General features: G+C 35.8%; 20 protein-coding genes. 7 read left to right on the forward strand and 13 right to left on the reverse strand.

The window, feature by feature from the left end; translation table 11 throughout:
- Positions 1 to 31: 31 nt before the first annotated feature.
- The 3 genes from QP953_RS18340 to QP953_RS18350 all read right to left on the reverse strand — a co-directional run bounded on the left by QP953_RS18340 (position 32) and on the right by QP953_RS18350 (position 3,721).
- Positions 32 to 664 (reverse strand): FISUMP domain-containing protein, encoded by a 633-nt coding sequence (locus QP953_RS18340; protein WP_052594363.1) that lies wholly within the window; start codon positions 662 to 664, stop codon positions 32 to 34.
- A gap of 355 nt (positions 665 to 1,019) precedes the next feature.
- Positions 1,020 to 1,898: an ACP S-malonyltransferase gene (fabD, locus tag QP953_RS18345; RefSeq protein WP_052594364.1), complete on the reverse strand. Its 879-nt coding sequence runs from the start codon at positions 1,896 to 1,898 to the stop codon at positions 1,020 to 1,022.
- A gap of 149 nt (positions 1,899 to 2,047) precedes the next feature.
- A complete protein-coding gene (locus QP953_RS18350; protein ID WP_309552282.1) occupies positions 2,048 to 3,721 on the reverse strand; it encodes a nucleoside transporter C-terminal domain-containing protein in 1,674 nt (557 codons plus the stop codon).
- Between the two features lie 415 nt (positions 3,722 to 4,136).
- Between QP953_RS18350 and QP953_RS18355 the strand changes: the two genes are divergently transcribed.
- The 3 genes from QP953_RS18355 (at position 4,137) to QP953_RS18365 (ending at position 12,315) form a co-directional block, all read left to right on the forward strand.
- Positions 4,137 to 4,580 carry a hypothetical protein gene (locus tag QP953_RS18355; protein WP_309552283.1) on the forward strand — a complete coding sequence of 148 codons (444 nt, stop codon included), beginning with the start codon at positions 4,137 to 4,139 and terminating at the stop codon, positions 4,578 to 4,580.
- Positions 4,581 to 5,174: 594 nt separating this feature from the next.
- Positions 5,175 to 9,503: a T9SS type B sorting domain-containing protein gene (locus QP953_RS18360; RefSeq protein ID WP_309552285.1), complete on the forward strand. Its 4,329-nt coding sequence runs from the start codon at positions 5,175 to 5,177 to the stop codon at positions 9,501 to 9,503.
- Between the two features lie 361 nt (positions 9,504 to 9,864).
- Positions 9,865 to 12,315: an outer membrane beta-barrel family protein gene (locus QP953_RS18365; protein ID WP_052594373.1), complete on the forward strand. Its 2,451-nt coding sequence runs from the start codon at positions 9,865 to 9,867 to the stop codon at positions 12,313 to 12,315.
- A 93-nt stretch (positions 12,316 to 12,408) separates the two neighbouring features.
- On the opposite strand, the gene QP953_RS18370 is transcribed toward QP953_RS18365, so the two are convergent.
- The 3 genes from QP953_RS18370 to QP953_RS18380 form a co-directional block, all read right to left on the reverse strand.
- Positions 12,409 to 12,912, reverse strand: a complete 504-nt coding sequence (locus tag QP953_RS18370; protein ID WP_052594376.1) for an Lrp/AsnC family transcriptional regulator — start codon at positions 12,910 to 12,912, stop codon at positions 12,409 to 12,411.
- Between the two features lie 226 nt (positions 12,913 to 13,138).
- Positions 13,139 to 14,266, reverse strand: a complete 1,128-nt coding sequence (locus tag QP953_RS18375; RefSeq protein ID WP_309552286.1) for an AAA family ATPase — start codon at positions 14,264 to 14,266, stop codon at positions 13,139 to 13,141.
- On the reverse strand, positions 14,205 to 14,861 hold the full coding sequence (locus tag QP953_RS18380; RefSeq protein ID WP_052594379.1) for an RNA ligase family protein: 657 nt from the start codon (positions 14,859 to 14,861) through the stop codon (positions 14,205 to 14,207). The genes QP953_RS18375 and QP953_RS18380 overlap by 62 nt, the downstream gene beginning before the upstream one ends.
- A gap of 212 nt (positions 14,862 to 15,073) precedes the next feature.
- Between QP953_RS18380 and QP953_RS18385 the strand changes: the two genes are divergently transcribed.
- Complete coding sequence (locus tag QP953_RS18385) at positions 15,074 to 15,478, forward strand: hypothetical protein (RefSeq protein ID WP_052594381.1); 405 nt, start codon at positions 15,074 to 15,076, stop codon at positions 15,476 to 15,478.
- A 141-nt stretch (positions 15,479 to 15,619) separates the two neighbouring features.
- Here QP953_RS18385 and QP953_RS18390 read toward each other — a convergent pair whose 3' ends face one another.
- The 3 genes from QP953_RS18390 to QP953_RS18400 all read right to left on the reverse strand — a co-directional run bounded on the left by QP953_RS18390 (position 15,620) and on the right by QP953_RS18400 (position 17,875).
- Positions 15,620 to 16,018, reverse strand: a complete 399-nt coding sequence (locus QP953_RS18390; RefSeq protein WP_052599501.1) for a hypothetical protein — start codon at positions 16,016 to 16,018, stop codon at positions 15,620 to 15,622.
- 147 nt (positions 16,019 to 16,165) lie between these two features.
- Positions 16,166 to 16,867 (reverse strand): lipoyl(octanoyl) transferase LipB, encoded by a 702-nt coding sequence (gene lipB / locus QP953_RS18395; RefSeq protein WP_309552287.1) that lies wholly within the window; start codon positions 16,865 to 16,867, stop codon positions 16,166 to 16,168.
- 9 nt (positions 16,868 to 16,876) lie between these two features.
- Positions 16,877 to 17,875 carry a bifunctional phosphoglucose/phosphomannose isomerase gene (locus tag QP953_RS18400; protein ID WP_052599497.1) on the reverse strand — a complete coding sequence of 333 codons (999 nt, stop codon included), beginning with the start codon at positions 17,873 to 17,875 and terminating at the stop codon, positions 16,877 to 16,879.
- A gap of 491 nt (positions 17,876 to 18,366) precedes the next feature.
- On the opposite strand from QP953_RS18400, the gene QP953_RS18405 reads away from it, so the two are divergent.
- Positions 18,367 to 18,729, forward strand: coding sequence for a YraN family protein (locus QP953_RS18405; protein WP_052599495.1), 363 nt, complete (start codon positions 18,367 to 18,369; stop codon positions 18,727 to 18,729).
- An 88-nt stretch (positions 18,730 to 18,817) separates the two neighbouring features.
- On the opposite strand, the gene msrA is transcribed toward QP953_RS18405, so the two are convergent.
- From msrA to QP953_RS18425, 4 genes are all read right to left on the reverse strand, one after another.
- Complete coding sequence (msrA, locus tag QP953_RS18410; RefSeq protein WP_309552289.1) at positions 18,818 to 19,501, reverse strand: peptide-methionine (S)-S-oxide reductase MsrA; 684 nt, start codon at positions 19,499 to 19,501, stop codon at positions 18,818 to 18,820.
- A gap of 248 nt (positions 19,502 to 19,749) precedes the next feature.
- Positions 19,750 to 20,718, reverse strand: a complete 969-nt coding sequence (locus QP953_RS18415) for a succinylglutamate desuccinylase/aspartoacylase family protein (protein ID WP_052599492.1) — start codon at positions 20,716 to 20,718, stop codon at positions 19,750 to 19,752.
- A 162-nt stretch (positions 20,719 to 20,880) separates the two neighbouring features.
- Entirely contained in the window at positions 20,881 to 21,756 is an 876-nt protein-coding gene (rimK, locus tag QP953_RS18420; RefSeq protein ID WP_408913538.1) for a 30S ribosomal protein S6--L-glutamate ligase, read from the reverse strand.
- 1 nt (position 21,757) lies between these two features.
- Positions 21,758 to 22,198, reverse strand: coding sequence for a RimK/LysX family protein (locus QP953_RS18425; protein WP_309552293.1), 441 nt, complete (start codon positions 22,196 to 22,198; stop codon positions 21,758 to 21,760).
- A 652-nt stretch (positions 22,199 to 22,850) separates the two neighbouring features.
- Here QP953_RS18425 and QP953_RS18430 point away from each other — a divergent pair.
- A complete protein-coding gene (locus tag QP953_RS18430) occupies positions 22,851 to 24,479 on the forward strand; it encodes a hypothetical protein (RefSeq protein WP_052599490.1) in 1,629 nt (542 codons plus the stop codon).
- A gap of 202 nt (positions 24,480 to 24,681) precedes the next feature.
- A complete protein-coding gene (gene arsC, locus QP953_RS18435; protein ID WP_309552294.1) occupies positions 24,682 to 25,029 on the forward strand; it encodes an arsenate reductase (glutaredoxin) in 348 nt (115 codons plus the stop codon).
- Positions 25,030 to 25,238: the final 209 nt, after the last annotated feature.

The following is a 25,238-nucleotide window of genomic DNA, read 5'->3' on the forward strand; positions in this document are numbered from 1 at the left end:
GCTCATTTTTTATGCTTCTACAAAAACAATCTCAATCTTCTACACATCGACAAGATAACCCTGTGCTTCTACTAATAGTATCCCGATAAAAACCATCAAAATCCTTGGTTAACCCTCTATAATAACCAGTATGATTGTTTGCTTCGGTAGCTGTCCAAAGATAGGCTTTATAACTCAACTCTTCAAAGGCATTTTTGACATCATTATATAAACCAGAAGGATACACATTGAACTCAAATTCATTGCTACCATTTTTGAGCAACCATCCTGTAGAAGATTTCAGAGAGCGCCCGATATTTCCTCCTCGATAACCAACAAAGCCTAATTCTACAGCTCCCATTCCCAAGTGTTGTTCCATTGCTTGCCATTCTTCATCCGTAGGCAAATGCCAACCATTAGGGCAAGCGATAGAAGCTTGCTCAAGGGTGTACAAACGACCATATTCCGAAATGGGGTTATTGGGATTTAGTTTTGAATTGTTCAAGTCATAGTTCAAATTCTCTGCCATCCAACGCTGATTACCGTATCTAATCGTAGAATATCGGTTGCCATCTCTGGCATCTATCAAATCAGTTGGATCAAATTCTATGGAACGTTTGCAACTAATTACAAAAAATAATAACCCAAGTATAAAAATGCTTATTGTGTATCTTCCTGTTATCATAATAAAATAAGGCTTAAAAATTAGCTAATAATAAGTTGAACAAATAGGTAGTTTGTTCAATTGGAAGTTGTTTAAGCAATTGTCCCAAAGTGCCTATCTTAAAAAGCTTTATTTTTAGGGGGCGATTCCTTTGGACTACTTACTTAAATTGTAATTGGTAAGTTTTGCGTTTTACAATACTGATTTTTGAAAAAATATCAATTACATAAATAAGCTGAGGAATGTTCTTTTTAGTGATTCAATGCTACAAAAATTATGCTGAAGTATACCTGATATGATTTCAGAACAAAAAAAACGCTTCTTAGGTTCACTAAGAAGCGTTTTAAAGCAAAGTAATATATTGTATATGAGAATTTTACAACATTTCCATTTGTGCTTTTCTATTGATTTTTCGAACCATTCCCAACAAAATACGACCTTTACCTCCTACTTCAACAAAGTGCTCTATACCATCTTCCAACATATTTTGTATCGTTTGACTCCAACGAACAGAACCAGTTAGCTGATTAATCAAGTTTGTTCGTATTTCGTCTATATCTGTTGTTGCTTTAGCCGTTACATTTTGGTAAACTGGGCACATAGGAGTAGAAAATTTCGTACTCTCAATGGCCTCTTGTAAGCTTTGCTTTGCAGAATCCATCAAAGGAGAGTGAAATGCTCCTCCTACTGTTAATGGAATAACTCTAGCTCCTTTTTCTTCCAACAACTTAGATGCTTGCTCAATTCCCTCTAAAGATCCTGAGATAACCAACTGACTTGGGGTGTTATAATTAGCAGGTACCACAACAGCTTCTACCTCATTGCAAATTGACTCTACTAAGTCCATATCAGGCGTCATAATCGCAGCCATCGTACCTTCTGTTTCATCACAAGATTTTTGCATGGCCATGGCTCTTTTGTAAACCAACAAAAGACCATCTTCAAAAGTCATCGCTCCACTAACTACTAAGGCAGAAAATTCTCCTAAAGAATGCCCAGCAACTGCTGCAGGGACTTCTGCCTCATCCATTTTTACTTTTGCTGTAATTACAGAATGTAAAAAAATAGCAGGTTGTGTAATTTTTGTTTGACGCAACTCTTCTGCGGTTCCTTCAAACATCACCTTAGTAATATCAAAACCTAAAATTTCATTGGCTTGATCAAACAATTGACGGGCAGTTTCATGATTTTCGTATAAATCTTTCCCCATTCCTTCAAATTGAGCGCCTTGCCCAGGAAACAAAAATGCTTTCATTGTTTTACTTTTTAGTAATTTTCAGTTCTTTTTAATCTTGCAACAATAAGGCGCAAAATTAATCAAATGTATTACTTTATCAAATAAGTAATCTCCAAATTTTCAATCATCAGTATAACCGACGTTGGTTCCCTCTCCCCAAAAAGCTACTAGACAAGCATCCCTGCAATCGTAGCTGTCAAGAAACAGGCAACGGTACCACCAATCAAAGCTTTTACACCAAACTCTGCTAGTGTTGTTCGGCGTTCGGGTGCAATTGCGCCAATCCCTCCTAACTGAATTCCTATAGAAGCAAAGTTAGCAAAACCACACAAAGCATAAGTAGCTATAATTTTTGATTTATGTGTAATATTATCACTAACCGAAGGAATATCAGCATAAGCAACAAACTCGTTCAAGATTGTTTTTTTACCCAACAACTGCCCTACGGTTAAAATATCTTCAGAAGGAGTTCCCAATATCCAAGCAATTGGAGACATAACTACCCCTAAGATATACTCTAGATTAAATGCAGGAAATCTTCCTTCTGTACTTTGATTGGTATACATATTCAAAGACATTCTATTCATTTCATTGCCCGTATAACTTAAAGTATCCAAAGGTATATTAGATTTTGTATCTGCATATAAAACCCAGCCATCTACAGGAACTGTACTTGTTATACCATTTGCCCCTGTTACTGTTTCTTGCCCAATAACAGCCCAACGAATATCCATTTCGTTTCTCAATAAGGTATCGTAAACAATATCAAACCTAGGAACAGAATGCGCTTCTTCTACTATTGTAAAAGCAATACTATCTACCCCATTCGAACCTGTTACAATTGTTTCCTCTACGACTTTAACCATTTCTTCTGTAGGGGGCAGAGGTATTTGTATCGCCTGAACTAAAGTATCCTGATGAGGCAAAAAGGCATCCCCCAACAATGCAAAAGAGCCATCGCTAGTCCATCCAACCCATTCCCCCAAAGTATTGGAACAGATTGCATTCAACATCGCTACTAAAGCAATAAATACAATCAACATCGCTCCTACATTAACCGCTAATTTCAATCCATCAGAAGTACCGTTAGAAATTGCTTCCAAGAGGTTGTTTCCAATTTTATCTTTAGGCACTTCCAAATTAGTATCAACCTCTTCTGTTTCTGGATATAGTATTTTTGCGGCTAGTATCGCTGCTGGGGCAGACATAATAGAAGCGGTTAACAAATGCCTTGCAAATTCCTCTTGCGATGCCGTATCATCTCCTCCCAAAAAACCAATGTACGCTGCTAGGACGCCACCTGCTATGGTTGCCATCCCTCCTACCATCAAGCACAATAACTCTGACTTGGTCATTTTATCTAAGTACGGCTTGATAATTAAAGGTGCTTCGGTTTGTCCAATAAAGACATTGGCAGCAGCAGCCAAACTCTCTGCTCCAGACAAACGCATTACTCTAGTCATTACATAAGCTAATGCATAAATAACTCGTTGTAGAATGCCTAGGTAATATAAGATGGAAGACAAAGCAGAAAAGAATAAAATAGTAGGCAAAATCTGAAAAGCAAAAATAAATCCAGCATTAGAGGGATCCATCAAGCCACCAAAAACAAAAGTAGACCCTTGTTTGGTAAACTCCAATACGCTAACAAAACCACTACCAATCCAGTCAAAAATGCTTCGCACAAAATCTACCTTTAAGACCGCTAATCCAAATATGATTTGCATCCCTAAGGCTATACTTACCAATTTCCAGTCAATTGCTTTTTTGTTTGAAGAAAAAACATACAATACAGCAACCAAAACTGTAATTCCCAAAATCCCTCTAAAAATGTCTTCCATAAATATTTTTATCCTTTAAAAACTTATCAATCCAACAAACACTCTTTAAAAAGTTAACACAAAATTAAAATAAAACACTAAAGCACAATTTCTTAAATAGAAAAAAATGTGCTTGAATACTTTTAAAAAAGTGCTTTTGTTTTGCATCGCCAATCAAAGTATGTTTTTTTTGGGAAAAGGTCGGTTTCAAAGCATGACTTTTTTTATTCTTCTAGGCTTATCGTCCTTTTTTATGAAAAAATGTTTTATAAGGATTATTATTTTTTCTTTAACTTAAACATTTTTTATATTAACTTTAAGGCACTTTCCCCTGTCCTAATTCTACTCTTTTTAAGTGTTATTTTAAAAAAGCACTCAAGCAACTTAGATTCAGGGAACTATAATATTTTTTTTAATCATTTAAGACGATAACATCATGCAAAAGTTAATCCTCCTGTTACTTATTGCACCGTTAGGGTTGTTTGCGCAATCCGAAACCGAAGCAACAAGAGCACATCAGCAGGCTGAAAATCAACTTATGAGGCGGTATCCTCAAGCAAAAAAAGTTAATTTAAAAGCCTTAACTCAACAACAAAAAGAAGCACACAAACAATGCTCTACTTGTGGCAAAAACAAGATTGCTTCTTCTTCCTCTTTTGAAACTCAACAACGTTCCATGAAAGAGCTAATAGCAAATCAAGAACGACTAGTTGCGATTATCAAAAACCTACACGAAAGCGAAAGTACAGATGTAGCATTAATCGAAAAATATCAAAAGGCGCTAACGCTTAATCTTGAAAAGATAAAAGCATTAGAATTCCATCTTGAAAATGCAAAGAAAAAGCAAAAACAAATTGCTTTAAAAAAAGCAGCTCAATAGCCCTTTGATTTTTCTAATCATCTTTATTTCACAATAGTTCGTTGAAACCACGTAATAGCAGCACCGCTAACTAAAAGCAAAGTGCTCACGAAGTAATTAACGAACTACTAATTTCAACAAACAAAACTTGAATAGTCTGCTAAAATACTGTATCTGTCATGAGATATCGGGTGCAATATTCCCTTAATATACTATTGTAGTATGGTCAACTCAACTTGTCGAGTTGCCTTTGTTCTTGTATCGTGCCAATATCAAATGGCACGAATCAACTAATCAAAGGGATTTTTTATCAATCATATGCATATATGCTCCCATAACAATACTTAGCACACTGTAGCATAAATAATACTTTTTAAGTGAGCCTTTTTTACGAACCTCTTTTGCTCTTTACAGGTAACTACTACCTATAAAGTAATATTCTCACCTTGTTAGCTAAATATTCCTTGAAATATATGACGCTAACCCAAATAGAATCAAACCATAAGAGTTCTCAACTTTTACTAAAATTGCTCCACAAAAATGAGAGGATTTATTTGCAGAGTAGTTAGCAGATGATAAAAGTTCAATGCTTTATTTTTAAAATTCTAATTTATAATGAAACGATTATATAGTATTATTGTTTTGTGTTGTATCAGCCTTGGTTGGTTCAACCAAGCCAATGCACAAGCTCCTGATTGTTCAGGTGCTTTTCAAAGTCCATTTTGTAGTGGTATTGCTCAATACCCTGCCAATTTTGACGGTACAGGTTCTGGGGCTGGTCCCCAAGCTCCCGCAGGTCCCAATTACGACTGTTTAGGTACACAAGGCAATCCAAGTTATTTTTCTTTAACGATTGAACAATCTGGATTAATTGACTTTACTCTAGACAATACAGCTAATGTTGACATTGATTTTATCCTTTGGGGACCATTTACGAGTATTGCAGCAGCAGGACTTGCTTGTGACTCTATGGGACAAGGGGGACAATGGGGTAACATCGCAGATTGTAGTTATAGCTCTGTTAGTCAAGAACAAGTAACCATCCCCAATGCGCAAGCAGGTGAAGTTTATATTTTAATGGTTACAAACTATGCCAATGTTGCTACCAATATCTTTAGTACACAAAATTCAGGATCAGGAAGTATAGCCTGTCCGTGTGAAATTCCTTACGATATTGACACCTTAGGCGTAGCTTTTGGTAACCAAGGTTATATTACAGATACGACAAATGGTATCAATCAATTTGTCGTTTGTCCTAACAATACTTTAGGGATTAATGTAGGAGCATCTGGTTCATTAAATGATACGCTAAATTTGTATGGTCCATTTACAACTATTAACGATGCATTTACGAACAATACCATCTTAGTTACCAATCCTAATGCACCAGTTAGTTTTGATTCTTTGAATGTACTTGCTTTAATAACACCAACTCAAGAAGAGATTGGGGTTAATAACTTTAATATTGGATTGAGAAATGATTTATACACGGGTGGTTTTAGCGACAGTAGTTGTTTTGACTTGCTCAATGTCCAAGTTATTGTTCCTGGTGTTCGTTTAAATAACAGATCGGTTTGTTCTGGAGCTAGTTTTGAAGTGGTAGCTGATTCTATTCCTACAACAATCTTAGGTAGCTCTAGCTATAATTGGCGTCAAATCAGTGGTCCAGCAGTTAGCTTTTCTAGTACGACCACCCGAATCCCAACAATTACCATTCCTGTCTCATCTAGTACAAGTTCTAATGATTCTACAGTTATTGTTGTCGATTACAACTATGGTGGCTTGTGTCCTATGAGCGATACAATGGTGCTTAACTATCCAGATATGTCGGTAACGGCAAGTGCGCTTCCTGATTCGGTTTGTTCTGGTGGCAACTCAAATTTATTGGTTACTTTATCGGATACATTAACACCAGCTCTTTGTGATGATTATGATGTAAGTATCATTCCTTTTGCTCCATTAACAACAACTGGCGGAACGGCGGTTTCCAATTTTACAGCAACATCTACTTTTGGAGCTACAGACGAAGGTATTTCTGCTGCACTACCTATTGGTTTTGATTTTGATTTTTATTGTAATAGCTTTAATACTTTCTACATCCACACCAACGGATTTATTACATTCAATGCCTTGGGTCCCAACGCAGGCTTCTTGCCTGGTGCTACTTTACCTGCTGCTGGTGATCCCGAAAACATCATTGCGCTTTCATGGGAAGACTTGGATGTTGGCAACGGAGGTAGCATCAACTACTACGTAGTAGGGACAGCCCCTAATCGACAACTTGTTGTAAATTTCAATGGTATCCAAAACTGGCTAGGTAGTACAAGTACAACTACACAAGCTATCTTGAATGAATCTGACAATTCTATCGAAATACATATTACGAGCAATACATTGGGGGTTTCTACAATTGGTATTGAGAATGGTGATGGCACAGTAGCTCACTATCATTCAAGCTTAAATGCTACTCAAGGACAAGCAAGTGGACCAATTACCAATGTTGCTTATCGCTTTAGTCCCAAAGTTTTTGGACCATTTTATAACTGGACACCTGCAGCTACACTAAATGCCAACAATGTAGCCTCTCCTGTTGCTACCCCAACAGCGACGACTACTTATACAGTAGCTGTGCAAGATGGTGTTTGTACTTACAGTGATTCGACAACCGTACATATTATTTCTGGGCTAAACACTCCTACGGTTATTTGTGATAGTTCTTCTGTCAATAGCCTTAGTTTTAGCTGGTCTGACTTAGGTTTACCTGCTACAGGCTTTTATGAATATAGTTTAGATGGTGGTGCTACTTGGGTTAATGTAGGGAACGTTTTGGCAACTACAGCAACAGGCTTAAATAGCAACACAAATTATACGATTCTTGTTCGTGGGAACGATGGTACAGGAGGGGCTTGCCCACTAAGTCCTACTGGAACTAATAACTGTAGTACGCTTAATCCTAGCTGTATTAATAATCCTGCTATCAACATAGCTTTAACGCCAACCAACTTACTTTGTAACAACGATTCTTCTGGTTGTGTTAGTGCCATTGTAACAGGTGGTAGCGGAAGTCCAATGAATTTGACTTGGTCTAACGGCACCGTTGATATGGATACTATCTGTAATTTAGTAGCAGGAACTTATACTTTAGTTGTAACAGATACTATTTCTGGTGGTCCAGGCTCTCCTACAATTTCTTGTATTGACTCACAAAGTATTACCATTACAGAACCATCTGTGTTAGCTATTGTAGTAGACTCCTTTAATAACCCATTCTGTAGTGGATCTGCCGATGGCAATATCTTTACAACAGCTACGGGAGGAACTCCTAACTACAGTTATAATTGGAGCAACAGCGATACGACAGGTGATGTTACGGGTTTGAATAATGGTACATTTACTGTTACCGTTACAGATGCTAATGGCTGTACAGACACCGCACAAGCAACGTTAACTGTTCCTAACCCTATTCTCATTACTGTAGATAATATTGTTGACAATAGTTGTGCAGGAACTGCCGATGGTAGTGTTTCTATCACAGCAACAGGTGGCGTTGGAACATTGACTTACTTGTGGAACAATAATGCTACGACAGAAGATCTTGCTGCGGTTTCTAATGGAACTTATATCGTAACCGTTACAGATAATAATGGTTGCTCTGAAACGGCACAAGCTGTCGTGAATCCTACAATATTGTTGAGTGTTACAGACGTATCGGTTAATCCATCGTGTAATGGAGAGGATGGAACATCTACCCTAACTGTTTCAGGAGGTTCTGGATCATATGCATTTGATTGGGGTGCTGCTTCTACTTCTACGACCAATACAGCTACGATACCTTCAGGTACATTTACAGTTACCATTACCGATAATGGCAATGGTTGTTCGACTTTAGATACCATCACTTTAGTGGATCCACCTGTTTTGGTTGTTACGCTAGTTGATACCACTAATATTGGCTGTAATTCAACAGCAAATTCTGGTGCTATTGACATTCAGGTTTCTGGAGGTACACCTGTCTATACTTACGCTTGGGATAATAGTGCTACTACCGAAGATTTATCAGGCTTAGCAGCAGGAAATTATACAGTTGTTGTGACAGATGCTAATGGTTGTTCGGTAACTGGAGGTCCATATACTGTTGAAGAAGCTACGGATGTTACTGTGACGATTACTACCTTGGTGGGCAATTTAGCTTGTGATTTACAACCTATCGGTGCGCTAAATGCTGTTGCTACTGGTGGAAGTAATATTACGTATATTTGGAGTAATAATAGTACGGATAGCACCGCAACAGGCTTAGCAGCAGGAAACCACACGGTTACAGTTACCAATAGTGATGGATGTACCGCAACAGCCAGTCAAACCATCAATGCTCCTGTTATTCCAACAGTAGATGCTTTTGTAAGTGTTACAGGCATGACAAGTGTTTCTGTTCCTCTAAATACTGCTGTAACATTATCAGCTGGTTCTACTGGTTTTGATTATACTTGGACTAGTATTGTTGATCCTGTTACAGGAAATGCTAATATTGCGAATTCTACACTTGGCGTAACAACTGCTAATCCTGATCCAGAAGGAGATTATACCTATATTGTTACGGCTAGTGCGACAACAAATGACACGACTTGTAGTGTTACCGATACGGTTTGGATTACAGTAGAAGCACCCTTCCAAGGAGTTCCTACTGCCTTTACACCAGATGGTGATGGTATTAACGATACATTCCGTCCTGTTACTTTAGCAGATGAAGAAATAAGTTCTTTTAGAATATTCAACCGCTGGGGGCAAGAAATTTACAATGGCGATACCTCTCATGGAGATGGCTGGGACGGTACTGTTAATGGTGTTCCTCAACCAACAGAGGTTTATATCTATATGATTGTTTACAAAAAAGCAAGTGATCCAGATACAAGAACTGTAAAAGGTGAATTTACATTAATACGATAATATACTTTGTAAATAACGTATATAGACTCAACAGGATGGACAGCAATTGTTCATCCTGTTTTGTGTTTTAGAGCATTCCCTCACCCCACCTCTTTTTATACGACAGTTCGAAAAGCATCGATTATTCAAACTAAAAACACTACAAATCCTTAATTTTAGGCGTTTTTAGCTGATTTTTACAGTTATCGTTCATTAAATGCCATTGGTCGCAAAAAGTTGATTTCTCCATTTCCATGAAATACATTTGGAGCAGTACCCCGAAAAAGCAAACACTTTTTTCAAGTACATCACCAACGTATTCTTTTAACCATGCATTATTATTTTCTTTCTTCAAAGATGATAGCATGCGAAAATAATCTCTATGAAATCACTACTAACAACACTGCTACTTTTTGCACTTTTAAATGCTTCTTTTGCACAAGGTCAAGCGCCTCCTACAGGATCAATAAAAGGAATTGTACAAGATGCAGAGAGCAAACAATTGATAGAATTTGCTACTATTTCAGTCCATCACCGAACAGACTCTTCGCTTATTACGGGGGGTGTTACCAACGAAAAAGGAGCATTTGATATACAAAGAATTCCGTTCGGCAACTATTATGTCGTTATTGACTTTATCGGCTACCAGTCTAGCATACAAAATATTTCACTATCTGCGGAGCAACCTAACTTAGAAATTCCACCAACTCTACTAAGTGTAAACGCCGCGACTCTAAATACTGCTGAGGTGACTGCCGAAAGCAATATGATGCAACTAGGTATCGATCGAAAGATTTTTGATGTAGAAAAAAGCACCTTAGTGAATGGTGGAAATGCTATTGATGTGCTGCAAAATACCCCAACGTTAAGTGTAGATATGGATGGAAATATTAGCCTTAGAGGCAGCCAAGGTGTTAGTGTTTTGATCAATGGCAAACCTTCTGGCTTGAATGGAGCGAATAGAGCTGCTATTTTGAGACAAATTCCAGCTAGTATGATTAAAAATATTGAAATCATCACCAATCCATCTGCCAAATATGACCCTGAGGGCATGACGGGGATTATCAATATTGTACTCAAAAAAAATAAAATGCAAGGGTTTAGTGGCAACGTCTCTTATACTATTGGCACGATGGCTAACAAACACAATGCTGTCGCGGGCATTAGTTTTAGAAACCAAAAAATCAATGTTTTTGCCAATTACAACTTTAATTACAGAGGGTCTTTCAATTCTGTTGTTGCCAATAGAAAAAATATATTTAGTGATGGAAGTTATAATTTCTTAGAAGAACACGCAATGGGTAACCACATAAACTACAGTCATTTTGCAAAAGTAGGAATGGATTATTTTATCAATGACAAAAACACGATATCCCTTAGTGCATCGGTTAACCCAGGCAAAGGTGAAGCTGCTGATAGTATTTATTATACTTTTTTGGATGAGGCAAAAGAAGTAACGTCTTATACGCTAAGGTCTATTGACAAAAAAGATGCACCGCTTAGCATGAACTACAATCTAAACTATACCTCTACCTTCAAAACCCCTCAGCAAAAATTAGAATTTGATGCCAATTATACTTCTTACAACGATGCTTTGGTTAACAATTACAAACAGGAAGATTTAAGGGTAAGTTCAAACGATCCTCTTTTGCAGTACAATGAGGATTTTAGATCAAATCATGTTTTGAATGTACAAGTAGATTATACACATCCATTCAAAAATAAAGGAAAGATGGAATTGGGAGCCAAAGGTGGGTATCGTTTAATTGATAATAACTTCCAATTTATGAATTACGATTATACCCAACAAAACTATGAAACAGATTTAGGAATTAGCAATCACTTCTTATATAGCGAACAAGTTTATGCTTTGTATGGTACTTATGGTCAAAAAATTAAAAAGTTTAGCTTCCAAGTAGGCATTCGTTTAGAACAGACTCTAACAACCTCTTATTTATTGACGACCAACGAGCAATACAACAACAACTATTTTAGCTTTTTCCCAAGTGCACATATTGGTTATGAATTGCCAAAAATGCAACAGCTTCAATTATCTTACAGTCGACGCATCAATCGACCACAAATACAAGCTTTAAATCCCTTTGGAGATCAGACCGATCCTCAAAACGTACATATTGGCAATCCTTATCTCAAACCCGAATACATCAATTCAATTGAATTCACCTATGCCAAATATTGGAAAAAAGGCTCCTTTACTAGTAGTTTATATTACCGTCAAACAACTGATGTCATGCGTCGATTATACAATGTCGATGCCCAAGGAGTTGGTTCTGTCCGATTTACCAATTTTGATGAAGCACATTCTTTTGGAGTTGAGCTAGCAACAGGAATACAGTTCTTCAAATGGTGGCGATTAAATGCCAGTCTAAATGCTTATAGAATGCAAGAAGATGGAAGTAATTTGAGCGACCAATATAGAAATAGTTCTTTTGGAGGGCATGCTAATATAGGTTCTTCTTTTGAACTTCCTTTAGATTTTGGAGTACAATTTAACCTGTTCTATCGTGCGCCTATGGTTTTGGTGATTGGCAATATAACAGATATGTTCTTCAGCACCTTTGCAGTTAGCAAGCGTTTCTTAAAAAAATCATTGACCATTACTTTAAGAATACAAGATCCTTTTAACGTCCAACAATTTGGTTATGACTTGGCAGATCAAAACTATACCATACAAGGAAGACATCGTTGGGAGTCAAGGGTTGCTCATTTGAGCATTAGTTATGACTTTGGGAAAATGGATATGGGAGTTAGAAGACGTATGAATCAAAGAGGCTCCGATGCTGGTGCTGGCGGTGGCGGTGTTGGTTTCTAACAAAGATACTACAACTACTTACATTAAATGCTCCTAGAAATCTGAGTTTCTAGGAGCATTTTAGCAAAATAATTTTCTTTAGATTACAACAACTTAGTTCCCATTAAAAGGAACCGTATCGTAATCGAATGGCAAGACTTTAGAGTCTTTTACTGTTGACAAAGTCATCAATGTTTTTAAGCGTTCAATTTCATCAATTTTAGAGAGTGTTTTGAATAGTAACTGCTCGTAGGTTGGAATATCTTTACATACCAAGTGCATTAAGAAATCTGCCTCTCCTGTAATGATATAGCACTCTACAATTTCATCAATTTCATTAACTTTTGCAATGAAATTTTCTAAAGCATTTTCTTTTTGCCAAGCCAATGAAACTAAAACAAAAGTTTTAACACTCAGACCAATCACTTGAGGGTCTACTTGAGCATGGTAACTTTTAATAATCCCAGAGCTTTCAAGCTTCTTTACACGTTCCAATGTTGGAGCTGGAGACAAACCAATTTTTTTAGATAAATCCAAATTTGTAATCTTGCTGTTTGCTTGTAAGATTTTTAGAATCTTTAGGTCTATTTTGTCCAACTTATGATTGTGTGCAGACATATTTTTTATCGTTTAAAGAATTAATTAACTAAATAGTAAATTTGTATCCTACTATTTATATTATAAATAAACAAGGGTGCCCAATTTGGGTGTGGCTGTAAATATACAATATTATCCCTTGATTGAATAAAATTTTATATTTTTTACAAAATTTAATTTTGTTTACATCGAATTAATATGCCTACATAGAAAAATTAAAACACTTTTAATCTAAAAAAAACAATACTTAATTTCGAATGTATTCGATAGAATGCACTTCACTAGGCAAAGGTATTTCCATCTTGTCCATCATTTTTTCTAGCTTTCGGACAGGAATCGTAGCTCTTCTTCTTGACCAAATATTGGCCTTAGAAGTTTCTATATAAACTAGCTTAAACCTTGGGTTATAAACCGATAAAGTATTCACAATTCTTGTTCTAAGTTCGTGTGTCAAGTTGGTGCTATTCCAAACAAAACTTTTCTTTTTAGCAGCGTATTCTTTGGCACGTTTGTAAGCAATTTGCGCTACTTTACCTTGCGCTTTTTTGTCCGTAACCTTAATATCAAATTCTGCTCGAATGTCATCTAGACTAATGATAGGCAATTTTAAAGTTTTAGCATAAGTATCCTTTCCACTACCAGGAATTCCTGATAATAAAATAATTTCAAAAGCGGTATCATCATAAATAACGGCGGGATAATGCGATTGTTTGTGAAAAAACTTAAACTGACTATGTGTATTGTGAAACGATTTGGCTTCTTCCCAACATTCTTGTTCGATACAAAAATCCTTGTAGAGTTCTACTCGTTCCAAAAAATCATCCTGATTCACGCTTTTTCGCCCTAATACATCTGCTTTTGACAATAGATATAAATGCTTGTTAACTAGTCGAAGACTTGCGCTAGCTACCGCAGCATACGGATTATTTTTATCCAAACACCAAATGGGCAAACCATGCAATCGAATCAAGGAGCAAATAGCTTCTCTCGATTTAAAATCCATGTCCCAAAGCATCTTTCGAGCCATTTTTTCACCAATGGCTGCGTGTTTAGGGGCACGAATATACCCCTCCTCATCGGTAATAGTACATTTAGGTTTTCCGATATCGTGCAACAAAGCACTCCATTTCAAAATTTGCCGATCGTATCCTCCTAGCACCTGATATTCTTCTAATTCAAGTAAGGCATCCAAAACCATTCTAGTATGGATGGCTACATTTCCTTCGGCGTGAAAATTAGGGTCTTGCGGACAATTTTGCAAATCCATAAACCAATCTTGTTGCTCTATAATATGCCAGTTCGCTGTTCCATTTTCAGACCAAAGGTTTTTCATACCAAAGGGAAGCTCGTTTCCAATTTCTAGTCCAGTGCTCATTGGTTTGTACATGATTTTTGCGCACATATTTTAAAACGTTGTATTTAAAATCTGAAGTTTGGAATTCATTGGCATTTCGCAATACAAATCCTTCACAAGGACCGCCAAATACGCTTCCAAGTTCCATGCGCTGTTGTATAAAATCTTTAATTTGTTGGCTTGTAAAGTAACCTATCTCCAAAACAGGCACCGTAGGCAATTCTAACAATTCAGCATAAAAGACGACCTCCTCCCAAGACAACCACCTGTTGCCATCTCGAATGGCAAAAACATAAAAATGATACGACAATTGCTCGTATTCTATGCTATGAATACCATAAAGGTTTTCGCCAAAAACTTCCAAGTCTCCCAAATCCCCTTTCGTTCGTTCCCATATTGCCCACATATTGCTTGCCCAAGGGTTTCTAGTCGGTGCACCATGAGAACGGGCAAAAGCTCCTGCCGTCTTTAAGCAACTATTCTCGCCATCTAATTTTTCTGTAATAATAATTTCCTGTTTCAACAAACCTTCCCAATCTTGAAGTGTTTTATCATCATTGGTTACTCCTTCCGAAAATGGCAAGTGATAGGTTCGTCCATATTTATCCGTTTGCATATATTTTAAGGATTAGTTTTCTACAAAGATAAGGCAACTAGTCTTGCAGTTCACTTAGAGACAACCAAAGGAAGCTTATTTTCGTTCCATCAAGAAGTCAGAATAAAAAAGTTAAAAATTGCTCAAAGTATTAATCAATATTGTTTCGACGAATTATTATATTGGTTATTCATACTAACAATAGTACCTCACATATTTAATATATTGAACTAATGAAACAACTATTACTTCTTATTCTTCCCTTTATGCTTTTATTTTATTCCTGTGGAGAAACTGTTCCTGAGGATAGTGCCCAAAAAGAGCTTTTAGTTGGTTCTTGGGTCTTTGACAGTGGCACTAGAGATGGTAGAACAGAAGGGACAGAACTATTAAACAACCTCGTTTTTACGTTTACAGAAAGCGAGTTTAAGTGCGAGTTATTACCAGAGATGATGCCTTCTTTAAACAAAGAAGAACCTTATGAGTTAAAAGACAATAGCATTATAGTCGATGAAAAATTTAACCTTCAAATTAAAGACTTAAGCCAAGAAAGTTTATCAGTTGAGTTTGACTTAACGATCAATGAAAGCCCGACTACCTTTGCTCTAAAATTCAAGCCACAACAAAGCATACAATAGAGCATCTTTTTTCTTAATAAAGTAGAAGTAGGCTAAAAAAAATTGAAGATTTGAAAATGAAACAACTTTCGCTCATTCTCAAATCTTCAATCAAATTACACATTCAAACCGATCTAGGTTATACGTAAGGATTATAACGCTCTATTTTATCATTACACCCTTTTTATTTACGATAGGAATGTTGGTAAAGTTTTCTTCAATCAAACTACCAGGAACAAAAATGTATTTTTTATCATACATAAAACCATCAAAATTAAAGCTAATCCAATATTCATTCGCCAAACGAAACAACTTTGAATCAATGGGTTCTATCTTAACCGCCATTTCGGCTCCAATCAATTCATAAAAGTACCTCAACTGTGTTGTTTCTACTTTCTCTCCATCAATTTCACCATATCCTCTTGAGCTAATAAAGACATTTTTAATGTCTTTTTCTTTTAAATTCAAGAAATATACATCCCAAAAATTTTCATCCTCTTCACTTGGCACAATTGCAATTGCAATATCCGTCACTTTTTTGATAGGAATATCTTTCTTCATTACGATACGCTATGTTTATTAATTTTTAATTGATTACAATAGTTAGCTATACTGCTACTACATGACCATCAAAACCACTGATTAGCAGCATAGTTAAGCACTATGATTCACTACACACCAGTTAACAGCAACTATTCTGTACTATTATTACTTGTAAGTAGCTTCAAATAAAACAGCAAAATGCTTTTTTAGTTTTAATTTAACAGCCTCTTCATCAACTCGCTGCCCCAACTCTTTTTCCATTGAAGTAACTGCCTTATCATCAATACCGCAAGGAACGATATAATTAAAATAATCTAAATCAGTATTAACATTCAAGGCAAAGCCATGCATAGTTGTCCAACGACTCAAATGCACCCCTACTGCACAAATTTTTCTAGGATTATCAGTATCCTTATCAATCCAAACTCCTGAAAGCCCTTTTATTCGTTCTCCAACAATATCATACTCCTCCAACATCCGAATAACCATTTCTTCTAAGAAACGCACATAACGCCCTATGTCAGTAAAAAATTCATCCAAATCTAATATAGGATACCCAACTACTTGACCAAATCCATGGTAAGTAATGTCTCCACCTCTATTGATTTTATGAAATGTAGCTTCTTTTTCTACTAAGGTCGTTTCATTTAACAACAAATGTTCTTCCTTTCCATTTCGTCCCAAAGTATAGACATGCGGATGTTCGCAAAACAATAAATAATGATATTGTTCCTGTTGTTCGGTTGGTGTAGCTTTTCGGTTGCTTACTTTTCTAGCAACAACCTCTTCAAAAAGCTCTGTTTGCAAATCCCACGCTTCTTGGTAATCAATTACTCCAAGATCTTTATAAACAATTTTTTTTCCCATGAAATTGTACTACCCTAATGCAGCTGCGGCTAATTCTCTTTTTAGTAGATCAATGACATTTACTTCGATAGAATCCATTTTTCTTGCTTCTGCTAATTCCCAAGAAATCCAGTCTCCCAAATGAACAGCATACATTGCCTGCTCAATTAGAGAATCTCCCAAACAATCTATCTCTAACAATTCATCAGCAATTTTTTCGATGATATCCTTACTGATTTCTATTCTTTTGTTGTTTCTAGCTAGATCATCCTTGGATCGGAAAATCAAAACAACATATTGTCCAATTTGTTCTCTCCAGCCCACCAATTCGTTGTGATTCATTTCTGGAAAGACGTGATTCAAAGCCAAAATTTTTGAGTTCTCATTCAATTGTTGGCGCAGACGCAAGGTTACTGCCCCCATTTTATCTGTAGCATAAATCACAGGAAATTTACCCTCCATTTTTCTCGCCAATTGAGCAGCTTTTACTCGAATTTGGTCTTGTTGCTCTTCTAGCAAAGCAATAGAAGATTTAATATCTTGTATACATTGCTTGCTTGCAAACCCAAAATAGTTCAGAACAAACAATTGTTGCACCAAAGAGTAACCTAGACAGGTTCTAGGAGGTTGTTGGACACTAGGAATTTTTATATAATCCAAATTTAATCTCTTCGCTTCTTCTATTAGTTTTCCGCCCGATGAAATACAAACAATTTTTGCCTCTCGTTTTAAGGCCTCTTCAAAAGCATTTAGTGTTTCTTCTGTATTACCTGAGAATGAAGAAGTGATTACCAAAGTATTTTTACCCACATAAGCTGGTATGTTATATCCTTTGCAGGATAAAAAAGGGACAGAACAAGTATCTTTTACAAATTCTGCAACAAACTCACCTCCGATTCCTGAGCCTCCCATTCCCAATACAACTATATTTTGAATAGGTTGATTGTGCTTACTCAATGTTGCTTGCTCTCCTATTTCCAATGCCGTTTTCAATTGCTTTGGAAATTCTTGGATAAAAACATTCATCATAACTTTTTGTATTTTATTTTTTTAAGTCCTTGTCAAAGGACAATCTATTTTTTTAGGTTAAATATTGTAATTGTTCGCTACTATTTTATTTTTAACAAAAAAAATTGATATACTCACATATTCTAATATATGTAGTAACTACTCACTTTTAGTAACTAAATAGTAGAATAGTCAAGTAACGTAGATACTTAACTAGAACATTGTTCACTAAATAATTAGTATTTAGGGGGAACTATTAATGGTATATTTTTTTTACAGAAACAAGTCGTTTTATACAACTTTTCACTAAAACAACACCTTCTATTCCTTTTACATTTGATTGATTATCAAACCCTTAAAACCCTAAAAGCAAAAACCATATCTTATTGATAATCAGATTGATACAATTTTTACAAGAAGCAATGATTTAGAATATATTATGGTTTGTTGTTGAGGTACATTTGTTTACTCATTGTTAACCTATTCTAATAACTCTGCAATATAATAATTTTATGGCGAATCACAACGATGTTGGCAAGTTAGGTGAACAAATTGCAAAAAAACACTTAAAAGGAGCAGGTTACACCATACTGGAACACAGCTGGCGCTGGGGAAAGGGGGAAATAGACTTCATTGCTCAACTCGACCATATCCTTGTCTTTGTCGAAGTCAAAACGCGAAAAAAAGCCATATTTGGCTTGCCAGAAGAGGCGGTATCTTCCAAAAAACAAAACTTAATGTATGAGTTAGCCGTTGAATATATGTATCAAGCTCAATATGAAGCAGAATTTAGATTTGACGTTATTTCAATTATTTTAGAACCTCAACTAGAAATCTGTCATTTTGAAGATGCCTTTTTTCCTAATTGGAGTTGAGTCGTTCTTATATAAAACAGCCAATTGAGAAAGCTCCCAATTGGCAATTTTTGTTCGGCTTACGCTTACTTTTTTTGCAAAGTATTTTCTAATGTCCTTTTTTCAATAACTCTGGAAATTTTTCTTTAAAACGATTCAACCTAGGAATAGATACATTTCTCACATAAGAATTATTAGGGTTTCTTTTTTCATAATCTTGGTGATAATCCTCTGCTGGCCAAAACTTTTTAAAAGGGACAATTTCAGTGGCAATAGGTGCACTGTATGTGCCAGCCGCTTCTAGCTCCGCTTTAAAATCTGTTGCCGCCTTGCGTTCCATTTCATCATTATACAAAATCATAGAACGGTACTGTTTGCCAAAATCTGGATGTTGTCCATTTACTGTAGTCGGATCATGCGACCCATAGTATACTTTAAGTAAGGTGGCATAAGAAACAATTTCTGGATCGTAATAAACTTCTACGGCTTCTGCATGGTCTGTTTGACCACTTCCTACTTCTTCGTATGTAGGGTTGGCTTTGGTTCCACCAGCATAACCAGAAATAACCTCTTCCACTCCTCTAACAGACTCAAAAACAGCCTCCACACACCAAAAACAACCGCTCGCAAAATAAGCTTTGCTCAGCTCTTCCATTTTTTTAGTGCTAGCCGTATTTTTTGTTGCAACAGTTTGTGGTTCTACCTCTGGAGTAACTGTTTTTTCTCCCGCCCTATTAGATGAACAAGAAAAGAAAAACAAGCTGATTGTCATTACTGAAAGTATATATCTCATTATCTTTATTTTAAGGGGATTAACAATTTAACGTTACTTCGTGGAAATCACATAGTAGCAAAGCTATCAACTAAGCAAAGCGATCTCACAAAGTGTTCTATTTGATTGAATGCTATTTTAACAATAAAAGAAAGTAATTGTTCTCTGTTAAAAGCATTAGTAGCAGCGCAGCTAACTATTGAAGCATAAAACACAGATTTAGTCCTATCTGCATGTCTAAAATTACCATCAATTAACTATCCTTCGTTCTAAAACTCTAAACTAGTTTCCTTGCTAACATGTACCAAAGCATCTCCTTGATTAACAATAGGTGCATGATTGGCCGCTATTATATAACCATCATACGTTGAGATAACATCTACTTCAAAGTCTCCATAAGGATCGCTAATAGAACCAATTTTATCTCCCTTTGACACTTGACTTCCTAATTTTAATTCTGTCCGAAACATTCCTGAATGCTTGGCACGAATCCAAGTTGATTTTTTTACTAAAATAGGCTGTACTTTTTCAGGATGTCTACTTCCCATTAACTCTTTGGTAAAATCACGCATTCCTAGATGATGCATAACACGTAAAGCACCATCTATCCCCACTTGTGTAACGTGTCGATCCAAGTGTAAAGTCTTCCCTCCTTCAAATAACAAAACCTTCTTACCTTTTTTAGACAAGGTGCTTCGAAACGATTTATCTCTATTTTCTGCATCAACAATAAATTTCGCACCAAAAGCTTTGGCCAAGGTCAGCACTTCCCTATCTCTTATATCCAAACGCACCTGCGAGTAATTGAAACGTGCAGCGCCTCCTGTATGAAAATCCATACAATAATCAATGTGAGGCACAATAGCATTCATAATATGATAAGCAAACCGCCCCGCTAAAGAACCTCTCTTAGAACCAGGAAACAATCGATTTAAATCCCTACCATCGGGAAATTCTCTTTCTTGATTCAAAAAGCCAAATACGTTAATTACGGGAATACAAATAACAGTGCCTTTTTGAGGTTTGTTGTAATCATTGGCTACAATTTGACGGACAATTTCTACCCCATTTACTTCATCTCCATGTATTCCAGCCGTTAGTAATACACAAGGACCATCTTCTTTACCTCTTTCTACAATAATAGGAACTGCAAGACTAGTCCTAGTATGCAATTTAGCAATATTTAGATTGATAACCTTACTTTTCCCTCTTCCAATTGGAGTATTTAATATTTCCATTTTAATAATGTATTTCTCATGACAATAGTTGATGCTACTAACTAAAAACAAAGCACTCACGAAATACCACGCAGTAGCAGCAAAGCTAACTAAAAGCGCAGCGCTCACGAAGTACCACGCAGTAGCAGCGAAGCTAATCAACAAACTACTACCATGAAATATTTACGAAGCATTCCGTTCCACATATCGAATGATAGATTTGGCAATATCTTTCTCTGTCGCTTTTTCAATTCCTTCTAAACCTGGCGAGGAATTTACTTCTAAGATCATTGGTCCTGAATTAGACTGTAGCATATCTACCCCTGCAATCGCTAAGCCCAATGTTTTAGCAGCTTTCAAAGCGGCATTTTCTTCTTCGTCTGACAATTCAATAATAGAAGCAGAACCACCTTGGTGTAAATTAGAGCGAAATTCTCCTTCTTTTCCTTGACGCTTCATAGCACCAACCACAACACCATCCACAACAAAAGCCCTTAAATCAGCCCCCTTAGCTTCACTAATAAATTGTTGTGCTATGACTCTAGCTTGTAAGCCGTTAAATGCTTCCAAAACCGATTTTGCGGCACTTGGCGTTTCTGCCAACACAACGCCAACCCCTTGTGTTCCTTCCAATAATTTCAAAATACAAGGTGCTCCTCCAACAATATCAATAACATTAGCGACATCTTTCGAATAATTCGTAAAAACAGTTTTAGGCATCCCCAGACCAGCACTAGACAACAATTGTAGACTACGCAATTTGTCGCGAGAATCGACCAAGGCCTGAGAACTTGTAGCGGTAAACACTTTCATCATTTCAAATTGACGGATTACTGCGGCACCATAAAATGTAACAGAAGCTCCGATTCTTGGAATAATGGCATCAATATCCGTTAGGACATTTCCTTTATAATAAATTTGAGGTTTCTTTTGTTCGATGATAATATTACATTTAGTATGGTCAATAATCAACATCTCATGTCCTCTTTTCTCACCAGCTTCTTTTATTCGTTGGGTAGAATATAACCTAGGATTCCTAGATAAAATTGCCATTTTCATTTTAGCCTTCATGCTTCTTTTTATTCTTTAAATTATTAGTTAAGGAAACGTCTACTAGAAATTTTTTATTCAAAAACTTTCGACCAATCAAAACAGGGTAACGCATCTCTCCTCTATCGGTCAAGGTAAGTTCGAGGGGGTATTCTTGTCCCCCAACCTCAATTTTAGTAAAAATCTTGTACCGAGGTTCGGTAATACCATTAGAACTTTTAACAACTGTTCGATTATACCGATCAAAAACTAGTTTTCTATGATTATAATCAGGGTGAGCTTCATCCAAAAAATGACAATGAAGCTGCTTAGAATGTTCTTCTATATTATGACAATGTATACTAGAGGTATAAGCCCCTGTGTCTATTTTGACATCTATATCCATTAAACCCAAATCTGGAAAATTGGCTTTTTCTCTACGTCCTATAATGATTTTTGTTTTTTGTTGCACTGTTTACTCGTTTTTAGGTAGGTCAAGATAGTTTTTTTTCGGACGAATCCAATAGAGTACTCCTTGGATTTTCTGCTTTGTCATCGAAAAAACGAAAAACGCCATTATAGCTAAAGTTTCATCTCTGAATTCGTCTACACAATTCTAAACAAAACGACCATAAAATCGCACAAAGCATCTGCATCTACATCAATAACTAAGGGGCATTCTGATAAATCTTGTTACAGCAAAGTACGGTTTAGTTCCCAGTTTTCTTTGCCGCAAACCCTGTCACACCAAAACAGTTCTTAATATGTTTTAAATAAATATCTAAATAGACTATTTTTAATGACAACAAAATCTGGCAACAGCCGTATAGAATATTAATTATCAAGACAAAAGACTCCCCACCGATATAGCACACTCATAAACAATAGATAGTACCTAAGAAAAAAACTAATCTATTCCATACAACCAATTACATCTTTGTTTTTTTATTTCTAAAACTGAAATTCTATACTGCCTTAGGTAAAAAATTCGATATTTTATTGTAATTTTATGTTTAGGTACACTAAAAAGTTTTATTGTTATTGTAACCCCACTAGTATAATTGATACTATTCCAATTTCATAAAAACTGCATAAATTAACTTCCCCATTTATATCATAATGTTATGCAAAAAATACTCTACACCATACTATTCTCATCACTATTTTTTAGTCTTAAAGCCAATGATTTAAAACTGGACATTCAAAAAGCGTTATTAGTCTCTTCCGATCAGCAAGTGCAATCACAGCGTATTGCCAAAGTTTACTTTGCCCTTTGCAACAATGTTATGGAACCTAAATTTTATCAAGAAAGAGATGAAGCCATTGAAAGATTTGACGAACAATTACATCAATTAAGCCTTTTTACTCCTACTGACGATATCAAGGAAAATATTCAAAACGTTCGTAGCATCTGGATAGAATACAAAAAAATTGCAGGGTGGAGCATCAAAAAAGACGCAGCATCAAAATTATTAAAACAGTCTACTTTAATTTTACAAGCTACCAAAGCATTGCATGTGGCATATAGTAACTACAACAAATCTTTGACAACGCCTTCGGATAACAGTGATCTAATTACCATTCAACAATACATCAAACAAAACCGCAATCAGCTTATTTTGATGCAGCGGATCATGCTGTATTACTTATCCGAAAAACAAGGTATTGACGCCACTGCTGCTGGACATAGTTTAAACGATGCTCAAAAATCATTTAGTAGGATTCTTGGTATTCTAGAAAAAGCAAAGATTACTTCTAAATCCATTCAAAATAAATTAGCATTTATACGAGAAAATTGGACGGAAATCAACCAACATCTGATTTTTGTAGACAAAGACCAAAGTTATGTTGATGATATGTTAAATCGTTCCAATTTAATTTCAAAAACGGTAGAAGAAGTTTCTGAAAAATACATTGAGTTAGCTGTCAAGTTAAACATTAGTTACTCAATTAACGAAGCTACTATGCAAACGGTTTATATCCAAAAAATAGCCAAATCTTGTATAGCTAGTCTCAATGACCATATTGCTTATAAATATAAAAAAGAAGTTATTGAGGATGTAGAAGATTTTGAAGAACGCATGAATGCTATGCTTATCACAGCACAAACAGAGGATATCCGAATGGCTATTAATGTGGTAAAAACCATGTGGAAAAATTACAAGAACTTGGCGACTAATTTTAGTGCAATGGATGATATTCAAGCAACTAAATTAATTGAACAGGCTTATGTTATGATGGCTGCTTGCGATCGGGTTTCAGATGAAATCGAAAAATATGCTTTGAAAACACCTTCTTACAGGGCTTTAAGTATCAAAGATGATGTTAAAGTTGATCCTAGTTTGGATATTACGCATCAGATCTATGTTTCTAGTGATTTGCGGATTACCTCTCAACGGGTAGCCCTCTATTTCATTATGAAAGCTTTAAATATTGATTCCGATTTATCTATCAAACGCCTCAATACTTGCCTACAAGAATTTAAAAAACAATTGGAAGAACTAAAAGCATCTAGAATTAATAGTCCTGCTATGAGTGTTTTACTAGAAAGTTGTTATCAAGAATGGGAGTGGATAAAAAATGCTTGTCAAAATACTACTAAAGAGGATATTGATGAGATGCTAAGTCAAACCAATATGCTTTCTAAAAAACTAATGAAATTAACCAATTTATACGAACATAAAATGAATGATTTTTTTGCAGAAGATATCAAAGAGGAATCTCCTGCTGCTCAGGCAATGCCTCAAGATTAAAACAGCAAATCCTATTCTAAAAAGCGTTAAATCTTTTCATAAGGTTTAACGCTTTTTTATTTATTTTCAACGGTCTACAAAACTACCTTTTTCTCTTTCTTATTTTAACCTAAAATTAAGATTGACTCTAAATTGTGAAGTGGCAATTATATTGTATCTTCGCAAGAGAATTGATCTCATAATGCCAAAACTATATATCCCAATGAAAGCTACTATTTATCACAACCCTCGCTGTTCTAAAAGTAGAGATAGTTTAAATTTGCTAAAAGAAAAGAGTCTTGATTTTGAAATTGTTGAATACCTAAAAACACCGCTAAATGCTGCTGAGATACAAACTTTATTAACCCAATTAGGTATCAAAGCTGAACAATTGATTCGAAAAAGTGAAGCCATCTATAAGGAGCATTACAAAGGAAAAGAACTGAACGAAAACGAATGGATAGAAGCTATGGTAAAACACCCAAAGCTAATTGAACGCCCTATTGTGGTGTACAAAAATAAAGCTGTGATTGGTCGTCCACTAGAAAAAGTAGAAGAATTACTCGCATAAAAGTGTAAAAAGTGATGCTTCAATAGTTAGCTGCGAAGCTAATCACCGACCACGAAGTAGCAGCGTAGCTAACTACGAATGCTTGTAACCTTCAAATATGTTGTAGATTCCCAATATTAACATTGACCTCCCCACATTTGCATATCTCTTGTTTTAAAACAAACAATAAATGTGCATCTAACCTTTATTTATTGACTAAAGTCGTGCTC

Origin of the sequence: Aureispira sp. CCB-E (assembly GCF_031326345.1) — a bacterium.
In the GTDB taxonomy this organism is placed as follows: Bacteria; Bacteroidota; Bacteroidia; order Chitinophagales; family Saprospiraceae; genus Aureispira.

What these genes read in the sequence shown, in the direction of transcription:
- QP953_RS18350 (WP_309552282.1), bottom strand. Translation starts at nt 3,721, where the DNA reads ATGGAAGACATTTTTAGAGGGATTTTGGGAATTACAGTTTTGGTTGCT.
- arsC (WP_309552294.1), top strand. Translation starts at nt 24,682, where the DNA reads ATGAAAGCTACTATTTATCACAACCCTCGCTGTTCTAAAAGTAGAGAT.
- lipB (WP_309552287.1), bottom strand. Translation starts at nt 16,867, where the DNA reads ATGGGAAAAAAAATTGTTTATAAAGATCTTGGAGTAATTGATTACCAA.
- QP953_RS18400 (WP_052599497.1), bottom strand. Translation starts at nt 17,875, where the DNA reads ATGATGAATGTTTTTATCCAAGAATTTCCAAAGCAATTGAAAACGGCA.
- QP953_RS18340 (WP_052594363.1), bottom strand. Translation starts at nt 664, where the DNA reads ATGATAACAGGAAGATACACAATAAGCATTTTTATACTTGGGTTATTA.
- QP953_RS18390 (WP_052599501.1), bottom strand. Translation starts at nt 16,018, where the DNA reads ATGAAGAAAGATATTCCTATCAAAAAAGTGACGGATATTGCAATTGCA.
- QP953_RS18355 (WP_309552283.1), top strand. Translation starts at nt 4,137, where the DNA reads ATGCAAAAGTTAATCCTCCTGTTACTTATTGCACCGTTAGGGTTGTTT.
- fabD (WP_052594364.1), bottom strand. Translation starts at nt 1,898, where the DNA reads ATGAAAGCATTTTTGTTTCCTGGGCAAGGCGCTCAATTTGAAGGAATG.
- QP953_RS18365 (WP_052594373.1), top strand. Translation starts at nt 9,865, where the DNA reads ATGAAATCACTACTAACAACACTGCTACTTTTTGCACTTTTAAATGCT.
- QP953_RS18380 (WP_052594379.1), bottom strand. Translation starts at nt 14,861, where the DNA reads ATGCAAACGGATAAATATGGACGAACCTATCACTTGCCATTTTCGGAA.
- QP953_RS18415 (WP_052599492.1), bottom strand. Translation starts at nt 20,718, where the DNA reads ATGGAAATATTAAATACTCCAATTGGAAGAGGGAAAAGTAAGGTTATC.
- rimK (WP_408913538.1), bottom strand. Translation starts at nt 21,756, where the DNA reads ATGAAAATGGCAATTTTATCTAGGAATCCTAGGTTATATTCTACCCAA.
- QP953_RS18385 (WP_052594381.1), top strand. Translation starts at nt 15,074, where the DNA reads ATGAAACAACTATTACTTCTTATTCTTCCCTTTATGCTTTTATTTTAT.
- QP953_RS18375 (WP_309552286.1), bottom strand. Translation starts at nt 14,266, where the DNA reads ATGAGCACTGGACTAGAAATTGGAAACGAGCTTCCCTTTGGTATGAAA.
- msrA (WP_309552289.1), bottom strand. Translation starts at nt 19,501, where the DNA reads ATGAGATATATACTTTCAGTAATGACAATCAGCTTGTTTTTCTTTTCT.
- QP953_RS18405 (WP_052599495.1), top strand. Translation starts at nt 18,367, where the DNA reads ATGGCGAATCACAACGATGTTGGCAAGTTAGGTGAACAAATTGCAAAA.
- QP953_RS18430 (WP_052599490.1), top strand. Translation starts at nt 22,851, where the DNA reads ATGCAAAAAATACTCTACACCATACTATTCTCATCACTATTTTTTAGT.
- QP953_RS18370 (WP_052594376.1), bottom strand. Translation starts at nt 12,912, where the DNA reads ATGTCTGCACACAATCATAAGTTGGACAAAATAGACCTAAAGATTCTA.
- QP953_RS18360 (WP_309552285.1), top strand. Translation starts at nt 5,175, where the DNA reads ATGAAACGATTATATAGTATTATTGTTTTGTGTTGTATCAGCCTTGGT.